The following is a 15,875-nucleotide window of genomic DNA, read 5'->3' as shown; positions in this document are numbered from 1 at the left end:
TCATCAATTTTATTAATATCAGTGATTTTCATATCATCCAACTCCGCCTATAATTCAACCAAATAATGGTTGTTAACTCATCGTGTTGTCATAACTCCAACGCTCAACGTTGCTCACCCATCAGCAACTCAAGGTGAAATGGCACGCGACTAACATCACTCCCACTCTCCAAGCCTTGTATGGAGAAGCGTTGGGAGCTCTGTCAAACAGCACGGAATAAAGAATCATGAGATGGATGTGGCTGATATTGACCTTATTGTGCAGTTCTTTTGCTTATTCGTCGGACATATCGATACAGCTGGCAAATGACCCGCCTGAGGTTTTTTCACTCAAGCAGTTAAGCACAGATTTACCCAAGGTTTCTTTCTCAACTCAACTACCCTGGCTACAAGGTGAGCATCAATTCACTGGTTTCAGAGTGAGTGACCTTCTGAGTTATTTGCAACAAGATCAAGTCAGCTCAGTCACCTTTATCGCGCTCAATGACTATGCTGCAAATATCTCGATAGCCGACATTGAGCAATATGAACCGATTGTGGCTTACTACCTAGACGGAACAGAAATGAAGATTCGCAACAAAGGCCCCTTTTGGTTGGTGTACAACCTAGACAAAAATCCGAAGCTAAACAATCCGATTTACTATACTCATATGGTTTGGCAGATAAGTCATATTCTGATTCATAAGAAGCCATGAACACACAAACCCAGAAAACGCTGCATCCCCTGATTTTGCATGCTAAGACGCTATTGATCGTCATGTCGGCGATCCTAATTCTGGCTAATTTGTATTTACTGAATACTACGCGCGATCTGTCTAAGTCCTACTCTTCGCAAACCAATCAAGCGATTTGGTTTTTGTTTCAGCTCAACAAAGAGTTTACCGAAATGCTTGCGTTGTCTCCTTACTTGCTGGAGTCCAATAGCACACGCCAACAAGTCATGGTGAAATACGAGCTGACATGGAGTCGCTTTGATCTCATCCTTAGTAGCCCAGAAGCGGATGGCATCATCGGAATGTCTCACACTCGTGAATATTTCCAAGCGGCGTTCGCGCGTTTTAAACAGCTTGAGCCTTTACTGTTGGCAGCAAAAGATCCCGACAGCTTACAAACCTTTATGTTAGCGGCCGAGCAAGAATTCGATATTTTCATCCAGTTTATTAACCGTACTTTTGGGGTACAAAGCCCGATGTACACCGCGCAGAAAGAGCAGGTTAACTACCTTAGCCGCATCCAATTTATGCTGATGCTATTGATGTTTGGGTGTGTGGGGTTGGTGAGTTTTATTTTGCACAAAGAGGCCGAATTCCACCGTATTTTAGCCCTAACCGATCCATTAACCGGATTAGAAAACCGCACTGCGATGTTCAGCGAATTAGAACGCCATCGCCGCAGCGGAGGGTTCTCACTGTTTCTGCTCGACCTCAATGGCTTTAAACAGATTAATGATACTTATGGCCACCAGATGGGGGATGCGGTGCTCAAACAGGTCGCGTATCGTTTGAGTCATTCAATTCCTACGTTCGATTATCGTGTGTTTCGGATGGGGGGCGATGAATTTGCTTTGATCTTCAGTAGCATCAACACCACAGAGCAAATGATGATGCAGCGCATGATCAAACAATGCTTTGAACAAGAGTTTGAGTTAAATGGCTCTTTACGTGCCAAGCTCAACACGAGTATCGGAGTCAGCACTTACCCGCTCGATACCACCAACCTAAGTCAGCTGATCTTTTTAGCCGATAAAAACATGTATGAAATGAAATTCCTACAAAAAAGCCCCTCATCGTGAGGGGCAAAATTTACCATCGCTTATAGTTATAATTCCATCAAATAAGGCTTAACCGAAATCCCCGTTAACATAACCGCGAGTACGGTCGTCACGTGGATTACTGAAGATCACTTGGGTGTCATCGTGCTCCACCAACTCTCCCATCAAGAAGAAAGCGGTGCGGTCGGAAATACGGCGCGCTTGCTGCATCGAGTGTGTCACGATCACGATGGTGTAGTTCTTCTTCAGATCTTCCATCAATTCTTCAATTTTGTGGGTCGCAATCGGGTCAAGTGCCGAAGTCGGTTCATCCATCAAAATCACATCGGGTTCCATCGCAATGGTGCGCGCAATACACAGACGCTGCTGTTGGCCGCCCGATAAACCAAACGCGTGAGACTTGAGGCGATCTTTCACTTCATCCCACAATGCGGCACCGCGCAGTGAACGCTCAACCACTTCATCAAGATGCTTTTTGTCTTTAATCCCTTGCGCGCGCAAACCATACGCCACGTTTTCATAAATACTCATTGGGAATGGGTTTGGCTTTTGGAAAACCATGCCAACGCGGATGCGTAGGTCTGACACATCGATATTGCCATACACATCTTGGCCATCCATGGTCAGTTTACCTGTGATAGTCACCCCTTCGATCAGGTCATTCATTCGGTTCAGGCAACGTAGCAGGGTGGATTTACCACAACCTGATGGGCCAATCAGCGCCGTCACTTGACGGGTTGGGATCGGCAGATTGATCGATTTGAGGGCTTGGTTCTCACCGTAAAACAGGTCAAGATTTTCGATATTGAATTTGGTCGTTTTCATTGTGTTATCTCTAAATTCTGTCAATGACTTAGTACGTCGCAGTATTGAATCGTTTGGCGATGAGTTTGGTGACCATGTTGATCAGCAGCACCACCACAATCAGCACCGTGGCGGTGCCATACGCTTGATTCCATTCTTCAATGGTGAACAGTTCTGTGGTCAGTTTGTACAGGTGAACGGTTAGGGTACGACCAGAATCCAACAAAGAATCTGGGATACGTGCCACCATACCTGCCGTCAGAAATACCGGAGCCGATTCCCCGATAACACGACCAATACTCAGAATGACAGAAGTTAAAATCCCCGGCATTGCACTTGGCAAAATCAACCGACGAATGGTGTAAATTTTTGAAGCGCCGACACCGTAAGAACCTTCACGGTACGTTTGTGGTACCGACATTAACGCTTCTTCCGTGGTGCGGATAATCACTGGCAGGATCAAAATACTCAGGGTTAATGCACCGGAGAGAATTGAGAAGCCTAAGCCCAAAATTGCCACGAAGAAGGTCATCCCAAACAGACCGAAAATGATCGAGGGAATACCCGCCAGTGACTCAGTACAGAAACGGATAATTTTGACTAAACGGCTGCCCACTTTGGCATATTCCGTTAAGTAAATCGCCGTCATAATGCCGATTGGCGCTGCCACCGCAATGGAAGCCACCACCATGTAAATGGTGGAGATGATCATCGGGAAAATACCGTGCTCATCACCCGTGTGGGTATAGTTATCGCTAATAAATTTCCAGTTAACGTGCTGCAAACCGTTCGACAAGATGTACCAGATAATCCAGAACAGGAAACCCACCGTCAGTGCCGCAGAAATCCAGATAAAAGCACGCAGGATATTGTCTTTCAATACACGCGCTTGTTTGAGTTTTACGCGATCCATAGCCATTACCTCGCTTTCTCACGGTTCAAATACAACAATGCCGCGTTCAACATCATGATAAACACCAGTAACACCACACCCGTTGCGTAAAGCGCATTGGCATGCACGCCACTCGCGTATGACATTTCAATCGCAATGTTGGCCGTTAGGGTACGTGCTGAATCGAGCAGGCCTTCTGGCATCGCTGGTGCGTTACCCATCACCATAATGATCGCCATGGTTTCACCCAAAGCGCGGCCGATACCTAAGATCACGCCCGTCATGATCCCCGAACGAGCGGCAGGAACCAACAGTTTGAAAATGGTGTAAATACTTGATGCACCGAGAGCCAGGGAGCCTTCTTTGTAGGCACGAGGTACCGCGCGGATCGACGTTTCAGACACCGTAATCACCGTGGGTAGAATCATCACACCCAGTACGATAATCCCAGCCAGAATCGTGTTACCCGCAGGAACGATAAACACGTTTTGAATCAACGGAACGATGATCACCAAACCGAAGAAGCCGTACACCACAGAAGGGATACCAGCAAGCAGCTCAACCGCAGGACGAATCACATCGGCCACCCGTTTAGGAGCCACTTCGGCAATGAAAACCGCAGTGAGTACGCCAACCGGAACACCCACAATTACGGCACCAAAGGTTGAGACGACAGAAGCGACAATCATAGTCGCGACACCGTACAGCGCAGGGGGTAACCAGTCTTGTCCAAGTACAATGCCGGTTACGCCAGCCTCTTGGAAAGCAGGGATACTTTCACGAACAATGAAGTAAGCAATGATGCCAAGGGAAACAATCCCGATCACGGCACTGGTGAGAAACAAACCGTGAAAGATACGTTCTTTCCAGTCAACACGTCGTTGCTCACGCAGACTACGCATAGAGGTATTATCCATAAGCTTGTCACTATTTGTTGCGATGGTCATAAAATCACCTATCGAACTAAGGTCGATGTAAACAAAGTACCCGACCCAAATTGGGTCGGGAAAAGAGTGTGGAACAAATTAATTAACTGCGATGTAGCCTTTGTCAGCGACAATCTTCTGTGCGTCAGCAGACAGCATCCACTCTAGGAATTTTTTCGCTTCCGCAGATGGCTTGTCTTGTTTGTACAGAACGAGGAACGGACGAGAGACTTTGTAAGTACCGTTTTTCACGTTATCTACGCTCGCTTCAACACCGTTAACAGCCAATGCGTGAACTGAAGTATCAACAGTACCTAGCGAAATATAACCAATCGCATAAGGGTTAGAAGCGACCATAGTTTTCAGTGCGCCGTTGCCGTTTGCCACTTGAGCACGTTGAGAAATGGCTGATACTTCTTTATCTGCAATTTTCTTTTTCAGTTCCATGATGTCTTCGAAAGCACCACGAGTACCCGAAGCGGTATCACGAGTGATCGCAACGATTGGCTTATCTTCACCACCGACTTGTTTCCAGTTGGTGATTTCGCCTTTGTAGATTTCAGAAACTTGCTCAGCGGTTAAGCCTTTCACTGCATTGCTTGGGTGAACAACCACCGCGATACCGTCAAGCGCGATCGCTTCTTCAACCAGTGTTGCTTCTTTTTCAGAATCTTTCAGATTGCGCGACGACATACCGATGTCCGCGCTACCATTTTTTGCGGCTTTGATACCCGCAGAAGAACCTGGGCCTTGTACTTCAATGAAAACTTCAGGATTCTTTTTTGCGTAAGTTTCAGAAAACACTTCCATCAGCGGAGTAACACTGCTTGAGCCCACTGCTGAGATTGTCTCTTTCGCCATAACTGGAGTTACTGCAAGTGCGCCCATAAGAGCGATAGCACCGATTACTGTCTTTTTCATCACAAATTTCCTATAAGTGGCTTTGTTGCCGTTGTGTTTCACTTGAACGAGGCTCACTTTAGGCTGCGAATATGACAATTATGTTTCAGTTAATTGAACCCTCTATGACACCTCCTACTTATTGTTCATAAAATCCACACACATAGCGTTTTCACCCCAGTTTTTATCAGGCTTGAAACAAAAAATTAACCACGGAAATTAAATATTTCTTCTATCGACAAGCAGAGATTAAAAGCGTGATTTTAGTCAACTTTTTGTGGCAACTTAAGGTTTGCAAGCGATTGCAATCTCACCTCCGATGCTTATTATCGATGGGCATTTATTTCAAATAACGATAATTATTCTTAACATTTTTTAGAAGAGGATCACCATGCGCCAGTTACTCAGTGGCTTGTCCATCAAGCTGCAGGTTGTAGTACCGGTATTTTTCACTCTGTTGTTACTGATCATTGGCATTACCTTCAGTACCTCCAGCTTAAAAACCGCCTTCCACCAAGTTACCGTCTCCACCGAACAACTCATTACCGATAAAGATAATCTCACCACCTTGATTGATAACACATATGCGATGCGCATCAGCGCCATTTATAGCCTGTTCCGCCCCGCAGAAGTCACCGCCCTTCCTAATGTTCTCAAGCAAAAACAAACTGAAAACTTGGCGCTCTTGCGCAGCCTTGATGATAATCCCGAACTAAAAAATGAAGTCGCAGGGCTCGTACAAACGATGCAGCGTTATGTGGATTATTCGATTCAAACCATGATCCCGTTACTGAATATCGAGCATAGTGACCAAGAGAAAGACGAGCGGTTTACCGCTCAGTATGAACAGGCCACCGCCGAGTATCGCAAGGTGGGCAATGAGATGATTAAAGCCATCGATGTGTTATCCAATCGCTTAAATCAAGTGGCCATGAATACGATTGATGAAAGTGAACACGAGCACGATTCGGTGATGTCTCAATCCACATTTGCCTTAATCGGTATTTTACTGGTCGCCGCGCTAAGCAGTTGGCTACTGGCAGGCATCATCGTCACTCCGATTCGTCAGTTGCAACAAACTGTACGTGAAATCGCAAAAGGTAATTTACTGGTTAAAGCCCAAGAAGAGGGCAATAACGAAATCACCCTTCTGGCCCGTGATGTCAACGCCACGGTGACTCAACTGCGCCAAACGGTAGAGAGCTTAGTGCGCATCAGTACCGATGTTGCTTCTGCCTCAACCGAATTAGCGACGGTGATGACGCAAGCCAGTGTTAACTCCGATCAAGAAAAGCAAGAAGTCGAGCAAGTCGCTTCGGCCGTCAATCAGCTGCAAAGTACCGCGCAAAGTGTCACCGACCATGCGCACAGTGCGGATGGTGCAGCCCAACAAGCTAACCAGCTTGCCTCACAAAGTTTGCGCATGTTTGAAGAGAGCAATCGCGCCACAGCCAAAATGGCCGATCAGCTTACAGAAGCTGCGCAAGTGGTCAATCAACTCAAAGATCAGTCGGAGCGTATCGGTAACGTGACCGAAGTGATCCGCAGTATTTCAGAGCAAACCAACTTGCTCGCTTTGAATGCGGCGATTGAAGCGGCGCGCGCAGGAGAAAGTGGACGCGGCTTCGCCGTGGTCGCCGACGAAGTGCGCATGTTGGCTGCTCGCACCCAAACCTCAACGCAAGAGATCCAAACCATTATTGAAGAGCTGCAAAACCAGTCCAACACTGCCAACAGCAGTATGCACTCAAGCTTAAGCCTGCTTGAGCAAAACCAAGCGTTGGCGGCAAAAGTCAGTGCATCGCTGACCGAGATCAATCACGCGATCACCGCATTGGGGCAGATCAACGCTCAAGTCGCGACCGCCTCGGAAGAGCAAAGCCAAGTAACCAAAGACATCAACCGTAACCTAAGCAACATCTATGAGCTGGTTAGCCAAAATGTTACGGGTATCACCCAATCCGCTGCGGCAAGTCATGAGCTTTCTGATCTCGCTGAGCAGCAACACCAGCAGCTTCAGTATTTCCGCGTGTAAATAACTCGCTGCTCTTTATGACATAAAAAAGGTCTGGTTTACCCAGACCTTGTTACTTTTCAGCGTATCCGTTTCGCACTTGGGTTTATTCGTCTTCCGATACCAGTAGCATCCCCATTTCATAACCGTGAATCGAGTATGCGTAAAGTTCACCATTGATCGCATCCCATACCCAAGCTTGTTCACGCTCAATACGCATGGTGTTACTCCACAGATAACCCGATAAATTGCCAACTTCGGTCACTAAGCCAGAGGCAAATGCCGTTTCATTCGCCGCAGGTGCAAAGCAGGCGTGCTCGGTCAAACTGTTAAGCTCTTTGATGTTGGGCATACGCCACTGTTTTACCCCCGCAAACTGATGCAAACGGTGGCGACTATCGGGATGGTTGATCGCTTGCACTTCTTGCAGCGCCGCTTGCCAACGCAAGGGTTGCACCTGCCCCGTACAGCGCCCTTGCGCGGCATTCCACTCTTTGCCAAAGGTGCAGCGCATCCAAGTTAACCCAGTGTACAAATCTTTCACGGTGCCTTGAGTGCTGTACACATAGCGCAAATTGGGCGCACTGCGCGGAATATCACTGGCACACTCTTGCGCCATAACGGGCAGGCTCAATGTCAGCCACATCGTCACGATTGAGAACGTTCTCATTCTTCTACCTCCACAACATCCGCCACCATACGCACAGGCAGTACCAAGGAGGAGCCCGCATCGGCTGCCTGATCTTGGTTATAAACCTCGAGTATGCTTAACTCTCCCTTATTCAAGCCCAAGTGACTGATAATTTTATAGTTCTTCACACCTTCACTCAAAGAGAGTGCGTAATTGGTATGACTCAGTGCCGAAGTCCATGTATGCCCAGAGTAATCTTGGTTTTGGCTCTGCTGCGGGAAATACGCCACACTCAATGCCTGCGCGTCTTCGCCCATATCACCAAAATCAAACAGATTGAATAGCTCGGTATTCGTGGGTAAACGCCACTGGCGAATGCCACAACGCGCGGTTTGGTTCAAATGTTCAATGTATTGTGCGGTCGTACACAAAGCATCACCGACCCTGCTGCAACTCGCTTCGGCCAAATCGTCAGCATAAGGGCTAAAGCGGCCGGGAATTTCGAGGGCGAATAACCGTTCTTTGTCGTTGGTCGAGGCCGGATCCGCACTTTTCACTTCCCATACCAATCCGGTCACCTCATCACGCACACAAGACCACTCACTCGCACTCTCACTCAGCCGTTTCCCTGCCGCGTCTAGCTTACTGAACGTAAAGCCAGCTTTGCCCAATTGGGCATCACGACCGTATTCGGCATCCTGCTCCGGATAATCACTGTTGGGGACATAACCGACTACGCCCCCTTCTTCATAAAAGGTGATCAACCCTGTGTCATTTAACGGCACTTGGCGAGGCACTCGTTTCGCCAACTGCGCAACGTACTGCGTTAATTGCGCGTCATCCAAAGCGTTGTGCACAATGCCCGGATCCTCTTCACCAAACGTTTGTGCCAAGGCAGCCAACACTTGTGGGCGTAGTTCAGGTTCGATCAGCGACAACATGTCCAACATATTGGCTTCGAGCTGCGCCAAAGCATTGTCAGTCAACAGGGAGCGCAAATCACGCGTGGCCACAATGCCACGTTGTTCTAATTGCCCAACAAACAAAGTGAGTGCGTCATGCTCGGTGTAACCGGCGAGCATTAATGCGGCGAACAGCGTACTCACGCCATTAATCACTCGCTCTCCGGCACGATTGAGCCCAGGAGCGGCTAACACCATGCGGGATGAGGTTGGGTGGGTGGAGCGAGCGGCACTCCCGCTGATCTCGGCCAAAATCGGTAGCGAGTAGAGAGATTTATCCACGCTGCGCAAAGTGAAGCGGCCATCGCTATCGGCTTGTGTCGTTAACTCACCATCATCACACATAAAATTCTGATTATGGTCTAAGCAAATTTTACTGTTCAGGGCGATTTGCTGTGCGACCAGAGCCCCAGAGACCACGTACTCCGGTAAGCTCACATCCGTGGTTTCCTCACCACCACCACAGCCCACCAACAGCAGCGCGCTATACATCAAAGTGTTGTGAAATTTCATTGTTGATTGCCTTTTTTCGCCAAACGACGACGGTGAAAAACACTCAGTAACAGCAGCAATACGCCGCTCAAGGACGTGCCGCCTGCGGCAATGTCTTCCTCTTCTAACGGTTTGTTCTGCTCTTGCGTTGCTTTATCGCAGGTATAGCGTTTAACTTGTCCTACTCCCCACAGCTGCAAGGTGCCGGTGTTGCCCGCCACATTGTCGAGGATTTCCAAACGCCAATAGCCATCTAACCGCTCACCGCGCAACACTTGTAGCGCCTTTTGGTGAGCCAATACCCAGTAGTCATCCAATTGCGCAACAGGCGTCGTTTGATTATTGAGGATTTCCACCCGAGTACCCTGAGGCGAAATCAAGGTGATACGAAGATCCTGCATATTGCTGTGATTGAGTTTTAAGCGCAGTGCAAAATCGTCGCCAACCGTGCGAGCTTCTCCATCTACGAAGAAATTGTAACTTTTGAAGCCGGAAGCAAGTTTGCCATCGTCACCCAACTGCGCATCACGCAACTTTGAGTCAATCGCAGTGAAGGTGTGATCCATTTGTGGAATACCAAACACTACCGGTAACTCTGCTTGCCAAGTTTGTGCGCTTAAATGCTGGGCATATTGGTAACGGAGATCGACTTGCACCGAGGTCGCAACACCACATTCATAACGGCTTGGAGCAGGCAAGCGCCACACCGCACTCGCCAGATTTTCTTGGCTGAACGTATGGGTTTGACCCGCCATCACCACCGTTGCTTGGGTGCTGGCAGAACGTTCAGCCGCCTTCACGTAGATGTTTTGGCTTGCCTGCGGATCAAGATATTGCTTAGCGAAAGCCACCTTAAACGGTGCTTTAAGCAAACCATGATGCTGAAGATTGCGCTGTAAGATCTGCTGATAGTCTTTGTCTGGATAAAGTGCGTTAGCGACATACAGCATGTTTTGCGCAAGATCGTGCATCAGCACCCCACGCCCGACACCAAACATCGACTCCAACACCACCGTGTTGAATTCATCAAAGGCACCCACACCATACTGCTCCACCGATTGCTTCAAACTTTGAAACAGCGGTGTTGACCACAGTTCATCCCCCAAGTAACCCGCTTCATGTTCATGAGCACGATAATCACCGGCTGAATAATAACGCGCCGCTAAGTTAGCCAGACTGCGAGTGGAAATGGTCGTTCCAAAATAGCCATCCCAGTTGAAAAGAGTATCAACTTCAAATGCTTTGCCCTGCTCAAATTGGTTGCGGTAACTATGCGCTCCTGCCCAATAATCGCCAAAGCCTTCGCCTAACGCCCCCGTGTGTCCATACGCCCAATCTGGCACGATCTGGTAATGAATCGCGTGACCAAACTCATGCCAGATGATGTCGGCATCCAGTGCATCGGGAGAGCCTCCTTGTCCAAATAAAATGGCATTCGGTCCCACATAATAAGACGAGTTATTGGTTGACAGTGCCGCGGCATCAAACAGTACAGGTTGCAAACCGGAGCCATCGGCTTTCTCAAAGAGTGAATAACCTAGTGACGTCAAATACTGCAACGAGCGATCCAGATGCACAAACGCCATCAGGTGAGCAAAGCCTTCATCGGCTAACTGAGTCGCTTGTAGTGACGCAATCGAATCCCAGCTCACCACACCTTTCGCCTCTAACAAACTCACATCACTGTCGGTGTAAACCGCACTGTCAGCTGCTTTCTCTTGGATCGCTTGCGCATCGACCATCTTTACTTGCTCGTTAGCAAGATAATAGCGACCACCCGATTGAAGCAATGACACTTGGGTTCGAACATACTGTGCGGGGTTAGGGTAGTCCTCTATCGTTGACCAAGGGATCAGAGGAGCCGCCAAACCATCCATAGTGCGCAGATCCGGGTCGACAATCGAGACTTGAACCTTAACCAAAGTCCCCGCCGTTAATTCTGGTGGTTGAAGCGCGGTTAAACGTTGTGGGGCAACCAATTCAGCGGCCACACTCGGCACGCCGTTAACCAACACGGTATCGTTTAAGCTTTTAAACACTCGTGTGACGTTACCCAGCTTGTCGGTGGACAGCACAATCGTCTTTTGCCCTTGTGGCTCACCATTTTGGGTCAAATCAAAGTTGTAGTGTGTGCCTAACAAGCTGGTTTTATGGTAACGCAGCGCAGCTTGCCCAACTTGCGGGTAATACTTTTGCACAAAAGCTAATGCCTCCGCATCGTTAAGCACCTTATCGCTTGTGGCTGGATAATCCCACTGTGCCGCCAGTGTCAGCGGTGCGAACAGGCTGGCTAACGTTAGAGTTAGTATTGATTTCATCGTTAACTCCTAGAACACATATTTAGCGTGCAGGGTGAAATAGCGTCCCGGCTCAGTGGAATAACGCGTGTCACTTTGCGCCACGCCCGCGACGTCTTGATAGCGGATGTACTCCTTATCAAGTAGGTTGACCACGTTGAAGCTGGCACTCCATTGAGCGTTCCATTGGTAGTTGAACCCCATGTCCCAACTCACCCAACCGGCAGTAGTCGCACATTCCGTTTCACTACCTTGCTCTGTGACGCAGGTGGAGACTCGGTTCATGGCACTCGCCCAGTTCAGGCGGCTGTATGCATCCCACTGCTCACGTTGGTAGTTGATCTGCACATTGCCTTCTAAGGGTGTCAAGGTACGAACATATTGGCCTTGGCCATCTTTTCCGTTGACATATCCCAGTTTGTTTTCAAAGCTCCAACGCTCATCTAAGCGATGAACTAACGACATTTCAGCCCCGTAGGTTTTGACTCCAGCGATATTTTGGTACTGCTGGATCACTGAACCCGTGGTGTCGTCATAGCCGATTTGTTTAACATCGATAAAGTTATCGAAGAGGGAATAAAACACCGCCGCATAGAGCTGAGTCTGGCCATTGTCGTATTTGCTGCCCAACTCGAAACTGTCACTGGTTTCAGCGCGCAACTTATTGTTGGGTTTGATCATAAATGGCGTCAGGGGAACGAAACTGTGATCGCTTGCGCCATAGGCCTTATCGTAACTTGGCGCACGAAAACCGTGGTTATAGCTCAGGTACGTGTTCCACTCTGGATGCCATTGATAGGCAATGGAAGCGCTCGGCGACCATTCGCTACTGCCCATCGTCACCACTTTGTAACCTTGAATGCGATCGGCACTTTTTGGGGTCAGTTTTTGTGCATCAAAGCGTAGACCTGCCGTCAACGCCCAATCACCGAGCGTGAGGTGATCTTGCCCATACACACCAAAACGATACTCGCGTGCGGGCGCAAAAGGCTCGTCCGGTTGCTGCTGCTCGCCCGACGATTCAATCACACGCATGGTTTTGGGACGTTGATAATCATGCCCATCAACGCTCATTCCATAAGCAACCTGGTGCAACTGTTCTCCCTGTTGCCACTCTTTTTGCGCATTGAGCGTGGCCCCTAACGCGGCATCGTCAAACCCTTCATCTCGTAATTCACGACGATAGGAAAGGATGCCCGAGCCAGAAAGATCGTTCGACATTAAACGGTTCGTTTGGGTGATATTATTTGTACTGCGCCAGTAAAGTTTCCCTTCCAGCGTATCCATCCAAGCCAAGTAAGCATCATAATCCGCGCCGACGCTTATCAGGCGCGTCTGGCTACGTTGATATTCATTAAACGTCACTAAATCCCATTTATCGTCTTTTTGGATCGAAGCGGAACCTTCACGGCGTTGCGCGTTATCATCAAAATATTCTAAGCGGGTTTTCAAACGCAACGCATCGTTCAACCAGTAATGGTGAGTAAGTGCGAGGTTGTAACCCTCCACTTCACGGTGATACAAATCCTGCTCAAAGTTACGCGTTTCTTCACCTTGCCAATAGTCTACCGTCAACAAAGTTTCGCCATCGCCACGGCGCATCGCCAACGCATGGCTGCCTTGGTAACGATTGCTGATACCGCTGTAAGTCAACGCGGCATCGACGTAATAGTCACGACCATGCAGATAATCTTCCGGCGTTTTACTTTCAATAATCACGACTCCGCCAATCGCACCAGAACCATATAGCGTTGAGCTTGCCCCTTTCACGACTTGGACTTGTTTGACCTGACTCAAGCTAAAGGTATTGCGACCATATTTGTCGTTAATATCGGCTGCGCCATAGCCATCAGCGCTTTGTACTCCATCGCGTACAATCGCAATGCGGTTGCCGGTCATACCACGAATCGTAATATTTTGTGGACGCCCCGCGCCGCCAGTGACGCTCACGCCCGGCTCTTGGTTCAGTGCATCATACAATTCAGTCTTGCCTTGCTTTTCAAGAGTTTCCCCTTCAAGCACCGCGACTGAACCTGCCACTTCTGACAACGGTTGTTCAATTCGATTGGCCGTTACCACCACTTCTTCGTAGTGACTAGGCTCAGATTCGGCATGAGCGAACCCCGCCGCGAGTACACTAAGTACCGCAGCTGATACTGGAGAAAGCTTCATTACTGCCCCGCTTTTCTGTTTTTATCTAAGGTGAGAAAGAAAGCATATTCACGCGCCTGTTTTTCGAGCGCTTGGCGCCGATCACTGGCGTGACCCGCCTGAAAATCTGTGGATAAAAGGTAAGGTCCCGCTCCTTGTGACAAGTCACTCAGACGAGCGAGATAACGAGCCCCTTCCCAATAAGGCACTCGGTTATCCCACCATCCGACATTGACTAATGTCGGTGGATAAGCCACCGCGCGCAGATTGCTCACCGGATCATAAGCGGCCATGACTTGGCGCTGTTCCGGCAGCGTAGGGTTACCCCATTCCTGATACTGTTGGGCGGTCAATGTTTGGCTGGTATCACTCATACTGGCGAGCACATCGACAAACGGTACTTGCAGTACAGCTCCGGCAAATACGTCAGGTTGCTGATTGAGCGCCGCGGCGACTAACGTCCCCCCCGCACTCCCGCCGATGGCATAAATGGCTCGTGTACCTTGATCAAAATTCGTCAAAAATCGAGCTGCCGCAAGGAAATCGTCAATGCCGTTCTGTTTATTCAGTCCAGCGCCAGCTTGATGCCACGCTTCACCGAGATAGCCGCCGCCACGCACATGAGCAATCGCGTAGATCATGCCGCGATCAAGCAAGCTGACAATTTGCGGCATAAAATAGGGCTTCATCGTCACGCCGTAAGCACCATAGCCATACAGCACCACACTGCTGCTTGGTGTTAACTTGTCTCGCCGATACGCCAACGTAACAGGAACCTTAATGTCGCCTTGCGCAACCCAAACCGTATGAGTTTGATATTGAGCAGAGTCAAACCCCGCGTAGCTATCTTGACTTAACGTTTGCCACTGTAACTGTGCTACATCCAATTCATGCCAGCTGGCTGGCTCGGTCATCGACATCGCACGCACTCGCAAGCGATTGCTAGATGCATCACCATTGCGGGAAATCCAAGCCACTTGTCCCAACGCTTTTAAATCAAAGTGAGTACGCACTTCGCCTTGGTAATCGAGAACCCAAATTTTCGGTGCTAAGGATTGATCTTCCACCAACACAATTCCTGCATCAAACAAATAAAAATTGCTCAGTGAGCCTATCTCTTTGTGTGTGATGAACGGTTGCCAATTCAGCTCCGCTTGCGGTAATGGTTGGCGATAAAGCTGGAATGTCCCTTGATGATTACTGTTGATGTAAAGCGTGTCACCCAACACATCGACGTAATACTCCACACCCTCTTCGGCACTGCGCAACCATGGCATCAAACGACCCGTTTGCGTATCCAAAAGACGTTGTTGGGTCGCGTTTTCATTATTTTGCTGTATCACGATATAACGCGAATTACTGGCAGAATAGAGCGAAAATAGCCACTCAGCCGATCGCCACTCACCAAGCTGAGTGGATTCGCCACTCGCTAACTCAAAACGTTGCAACTGAGTGGTGCTATTCAAATTGGATAAGTAATAAAGGCTTTTACCATCAGGAGCCCAAGCAAAGTAAGTGCTCGCAGTTGTAGAGATAACTCGCTCGGTACGATCGGTTACATGCACTAAGGTGATCCTAAACTGCTCGTCACCGCGGGTATCTTCCGCTAATGCAATCCACTCTCCTGAGGTATCCGGCATCCACGCGGCTAATTGGTAGTAATCAAAGGCATCAGCACGCACTGAGAGGTTAAGAAGTGGTTTTACCTCATGTTGTGCATTGAGTTTGACCAACTGTCTATCGCCATTCCATTGGATATCGTTGTACTGCTGATGCGATCGGATCAATGCCGGAGATGGCGCTTTATGTTGCGCCGTTTGTTGCCATTCTCCGACCAATGCCTGAATCTCAGAATTATGCGGTTCAAACCAGCGATCGGCTTTCGCATTTTGATCGCGCAGGTACTGTTGCACACGAGGCTCAGAACGGGAGTCATCACGAAGCCATTGGTAGGAATTGTCTGCGTAGGCATAAAAAACCGACAGAGATGTCGTCAGCGCCAATACATTGAGCAGTTTCATCGAAATAGTGATTAC

12 protein-coding genes are annotated in these 15,875 nt (G+C 48.8%); 3 read left to right on the top strand and 9 right to left on the bottom strand.

Annotated features, from left to right (window positions below; translation table 11 throughout):
- Positions 1 to 226: 226 nt before the first annotated feature.
- On the top strand, positions 227 to 694 hold the full coding sequence (locus MKA69_RS13950; RefSeq protein ID WP_032470212.1) for an oxidoreductase: 468 nt from the start codon (positions 227 to 229) through the stop codon (positions 692 to 694).
- Positions 691 to 1,791, top strand: coding sequence for a GGDEF domain-containing protein (locus tag MKA69_RS13945; RefSeq protein ID WP_158119136.1), 1,101 nt, complete (start codon positions 691 to 693; stop codon positions 1,789 to 1,791). The genes MKA69_RS13950 and MKA69_RS13945 overlap by 4 nt, the downstream gene beginning before the upstream one ends.
- Before the next feature lie 48 nt (positions 1,792 to 1,839).
- On the opposite strand, the gene pstB is transcribed toward MKA69_RS13945, so the two are convergent.
- The 4 genes from pstB to MKA69_RS13925 form a co-directional block, all read right to left on the bottom strand.
- Entirely contained in the window at positions 1,840 to 2,595 is a 756-nt protein-coding gene (gene pstB / locus MKA69_RS13940) for a phosphate ABC transporter ATP-binding protein PstB (protein ID WP_000858875.1), read from the bottom strand.
- A 28-nt stretch (positions 2,596 to 2,623) separates the two neighbouring features.
- Positions 2,624 to 3,487: a phosphate ABC transporter permease PstA gene (pstA, locus tag MKA69_RS13935; RefSeq protein ID WP_055031288.1), complete on the bottom strand. Its 864-nt coding sequence runs from the start codon at positions 3,485 to 3,487 to the stop codon at positions 2,624 to 2,626.
- Between the two features lie 5 nt (positions 3,488 to 3,492).
- The gene (gene pstC / locus MKA69_RS13930; protein WP_305848319.1) at positions 3,493 to 4,413 is read right to left on the bottom strand and encodes a phosphate ABC transporter permease subunit PstC; all 921 of its coding nucleotides are present in this window, start codon (positions 4,411 to 4,413) and stop codon (positions 3,493 to 3,495) included.
- A 78-nt stretch (positions 4,414 to 4,491) separates the two neighbouring features.
- Complete coding sequence (locus MKA69_RS13925) at positions 4,492 to 5,313, bottom strand: phosphate ABC transporter substrate-binding protein (RefSeq protein ID WP_305848318.1); 822 nt, start codon at positions 5,311 to 5,313, stop codon at positions 4,492 to 4,494.
- Between the two features lie 370 nt (positions 5,314 to 5,683).
- Here MKA69_RS13925 and MKA69_RS13920 point away from each other — a divergent pair, with 370 nt between their 5' ends.
- Positions 5,684 to 7,327, top strand: coding sequence for a methyl-accepting chemotaxis protein (locus MKA69_RS13920; protein ID WP_305848317.1), 1,644 nt, complete (start codon positions 5,684 to 5,686; stop codon positions 7,325 to 7,327).
- An 85-nt stretch (positions 7,328 to 7,412) separates the two neighbouring features.
- Here the strand turns inward: MKA69_RS13920 and MKA69_RS13915 are convergent, their stop codons facing one another.
- Genes MKA69_RS13915 through MKA69_RS13895 form a run of 5 tightly spaced genes read right to left on the bottom strand, consistent with a single transcriptional unit; the run spans position 7,413 to position 15,860 of the window.
- Entirely contained in the window at positions 7,413 to 7,976 is a 564-nt protein-coding gene (locus MKA69_RS13915; protein WP_055027942.1) for a DUF1566 domain-containing protein, read from the bottom strand.
- Entirely contained in the window at positions 7,973 to 9,412 is a 1,440-nt protein-coding gene (locus MKA69_RS13910) for a DUF1566 domain-containing protein (protein ID WP_305848316.1), read from the bottom strand. The genes MKA69_RS13915 and MKA69_RS13910 overlap by 4 nt, the downstream gene beginning before the upstream one ends.
- Positions 9,409 to 11,709 (bottom strand): proprotein convertase P-domain-containing protein, encoded by a 2,301-nt coding sequence (locus tag MKA69_RS13905; RefSeq protein WP_305848315.1) that lies wholly within the window; start codon positions 11,707 to 11,709, stop codon positions 9,409 to 9,411. Before MKA69_RS13905 ends, MKA69_RS13910 begins: the two co-directional genes overlap by 4 nt.
- A gap of 9 nt (positions 11,710 to 11,718) precedes the next feature.
- Entirely contained in the window at positions 11,719 to 13,860 is a 2,142-nt protein-coding gene (locus MKA69_RS13900) for a TonB-dependent hemoglobin/transferrin/lactoferrin family receptor (RefSeq protein WP_305848314.1), read from the bottom strand.
- Positions 13,860 to 15,860, bottom strand: coding sequence for a S9 family peptidase (locus MKA69_RS13895; protein ID WP_305848313.1), 2,001 nt, complete (start codon positions 15,858 to 15,860; stop codon positions 13,860 to 13,862). The genes MKA69_RS13900 and MKA69_RS13895 overlap by 1 nt, the downstream gene beginning before the upstream one ends.
- Between the last annotated feature and the right edge of the window lie 15 nt (positions 15,861 to 15,875).

Origin of the sequence: Vibrio sp. AH4, assembly GCF_030710545.1 — a bacterium.
GTDB classification, from domain to species: Bacteria; Pseudomonadota; Gammaproteobacteria; order Enterobacterales; family Vibrionaceae; genus Vibrio; species Vibrio metoecus.
Note: the sequence above shows the minus strand (reverse complement) of the source record. Positions and strands in the feature narration are given on the sequence as shown.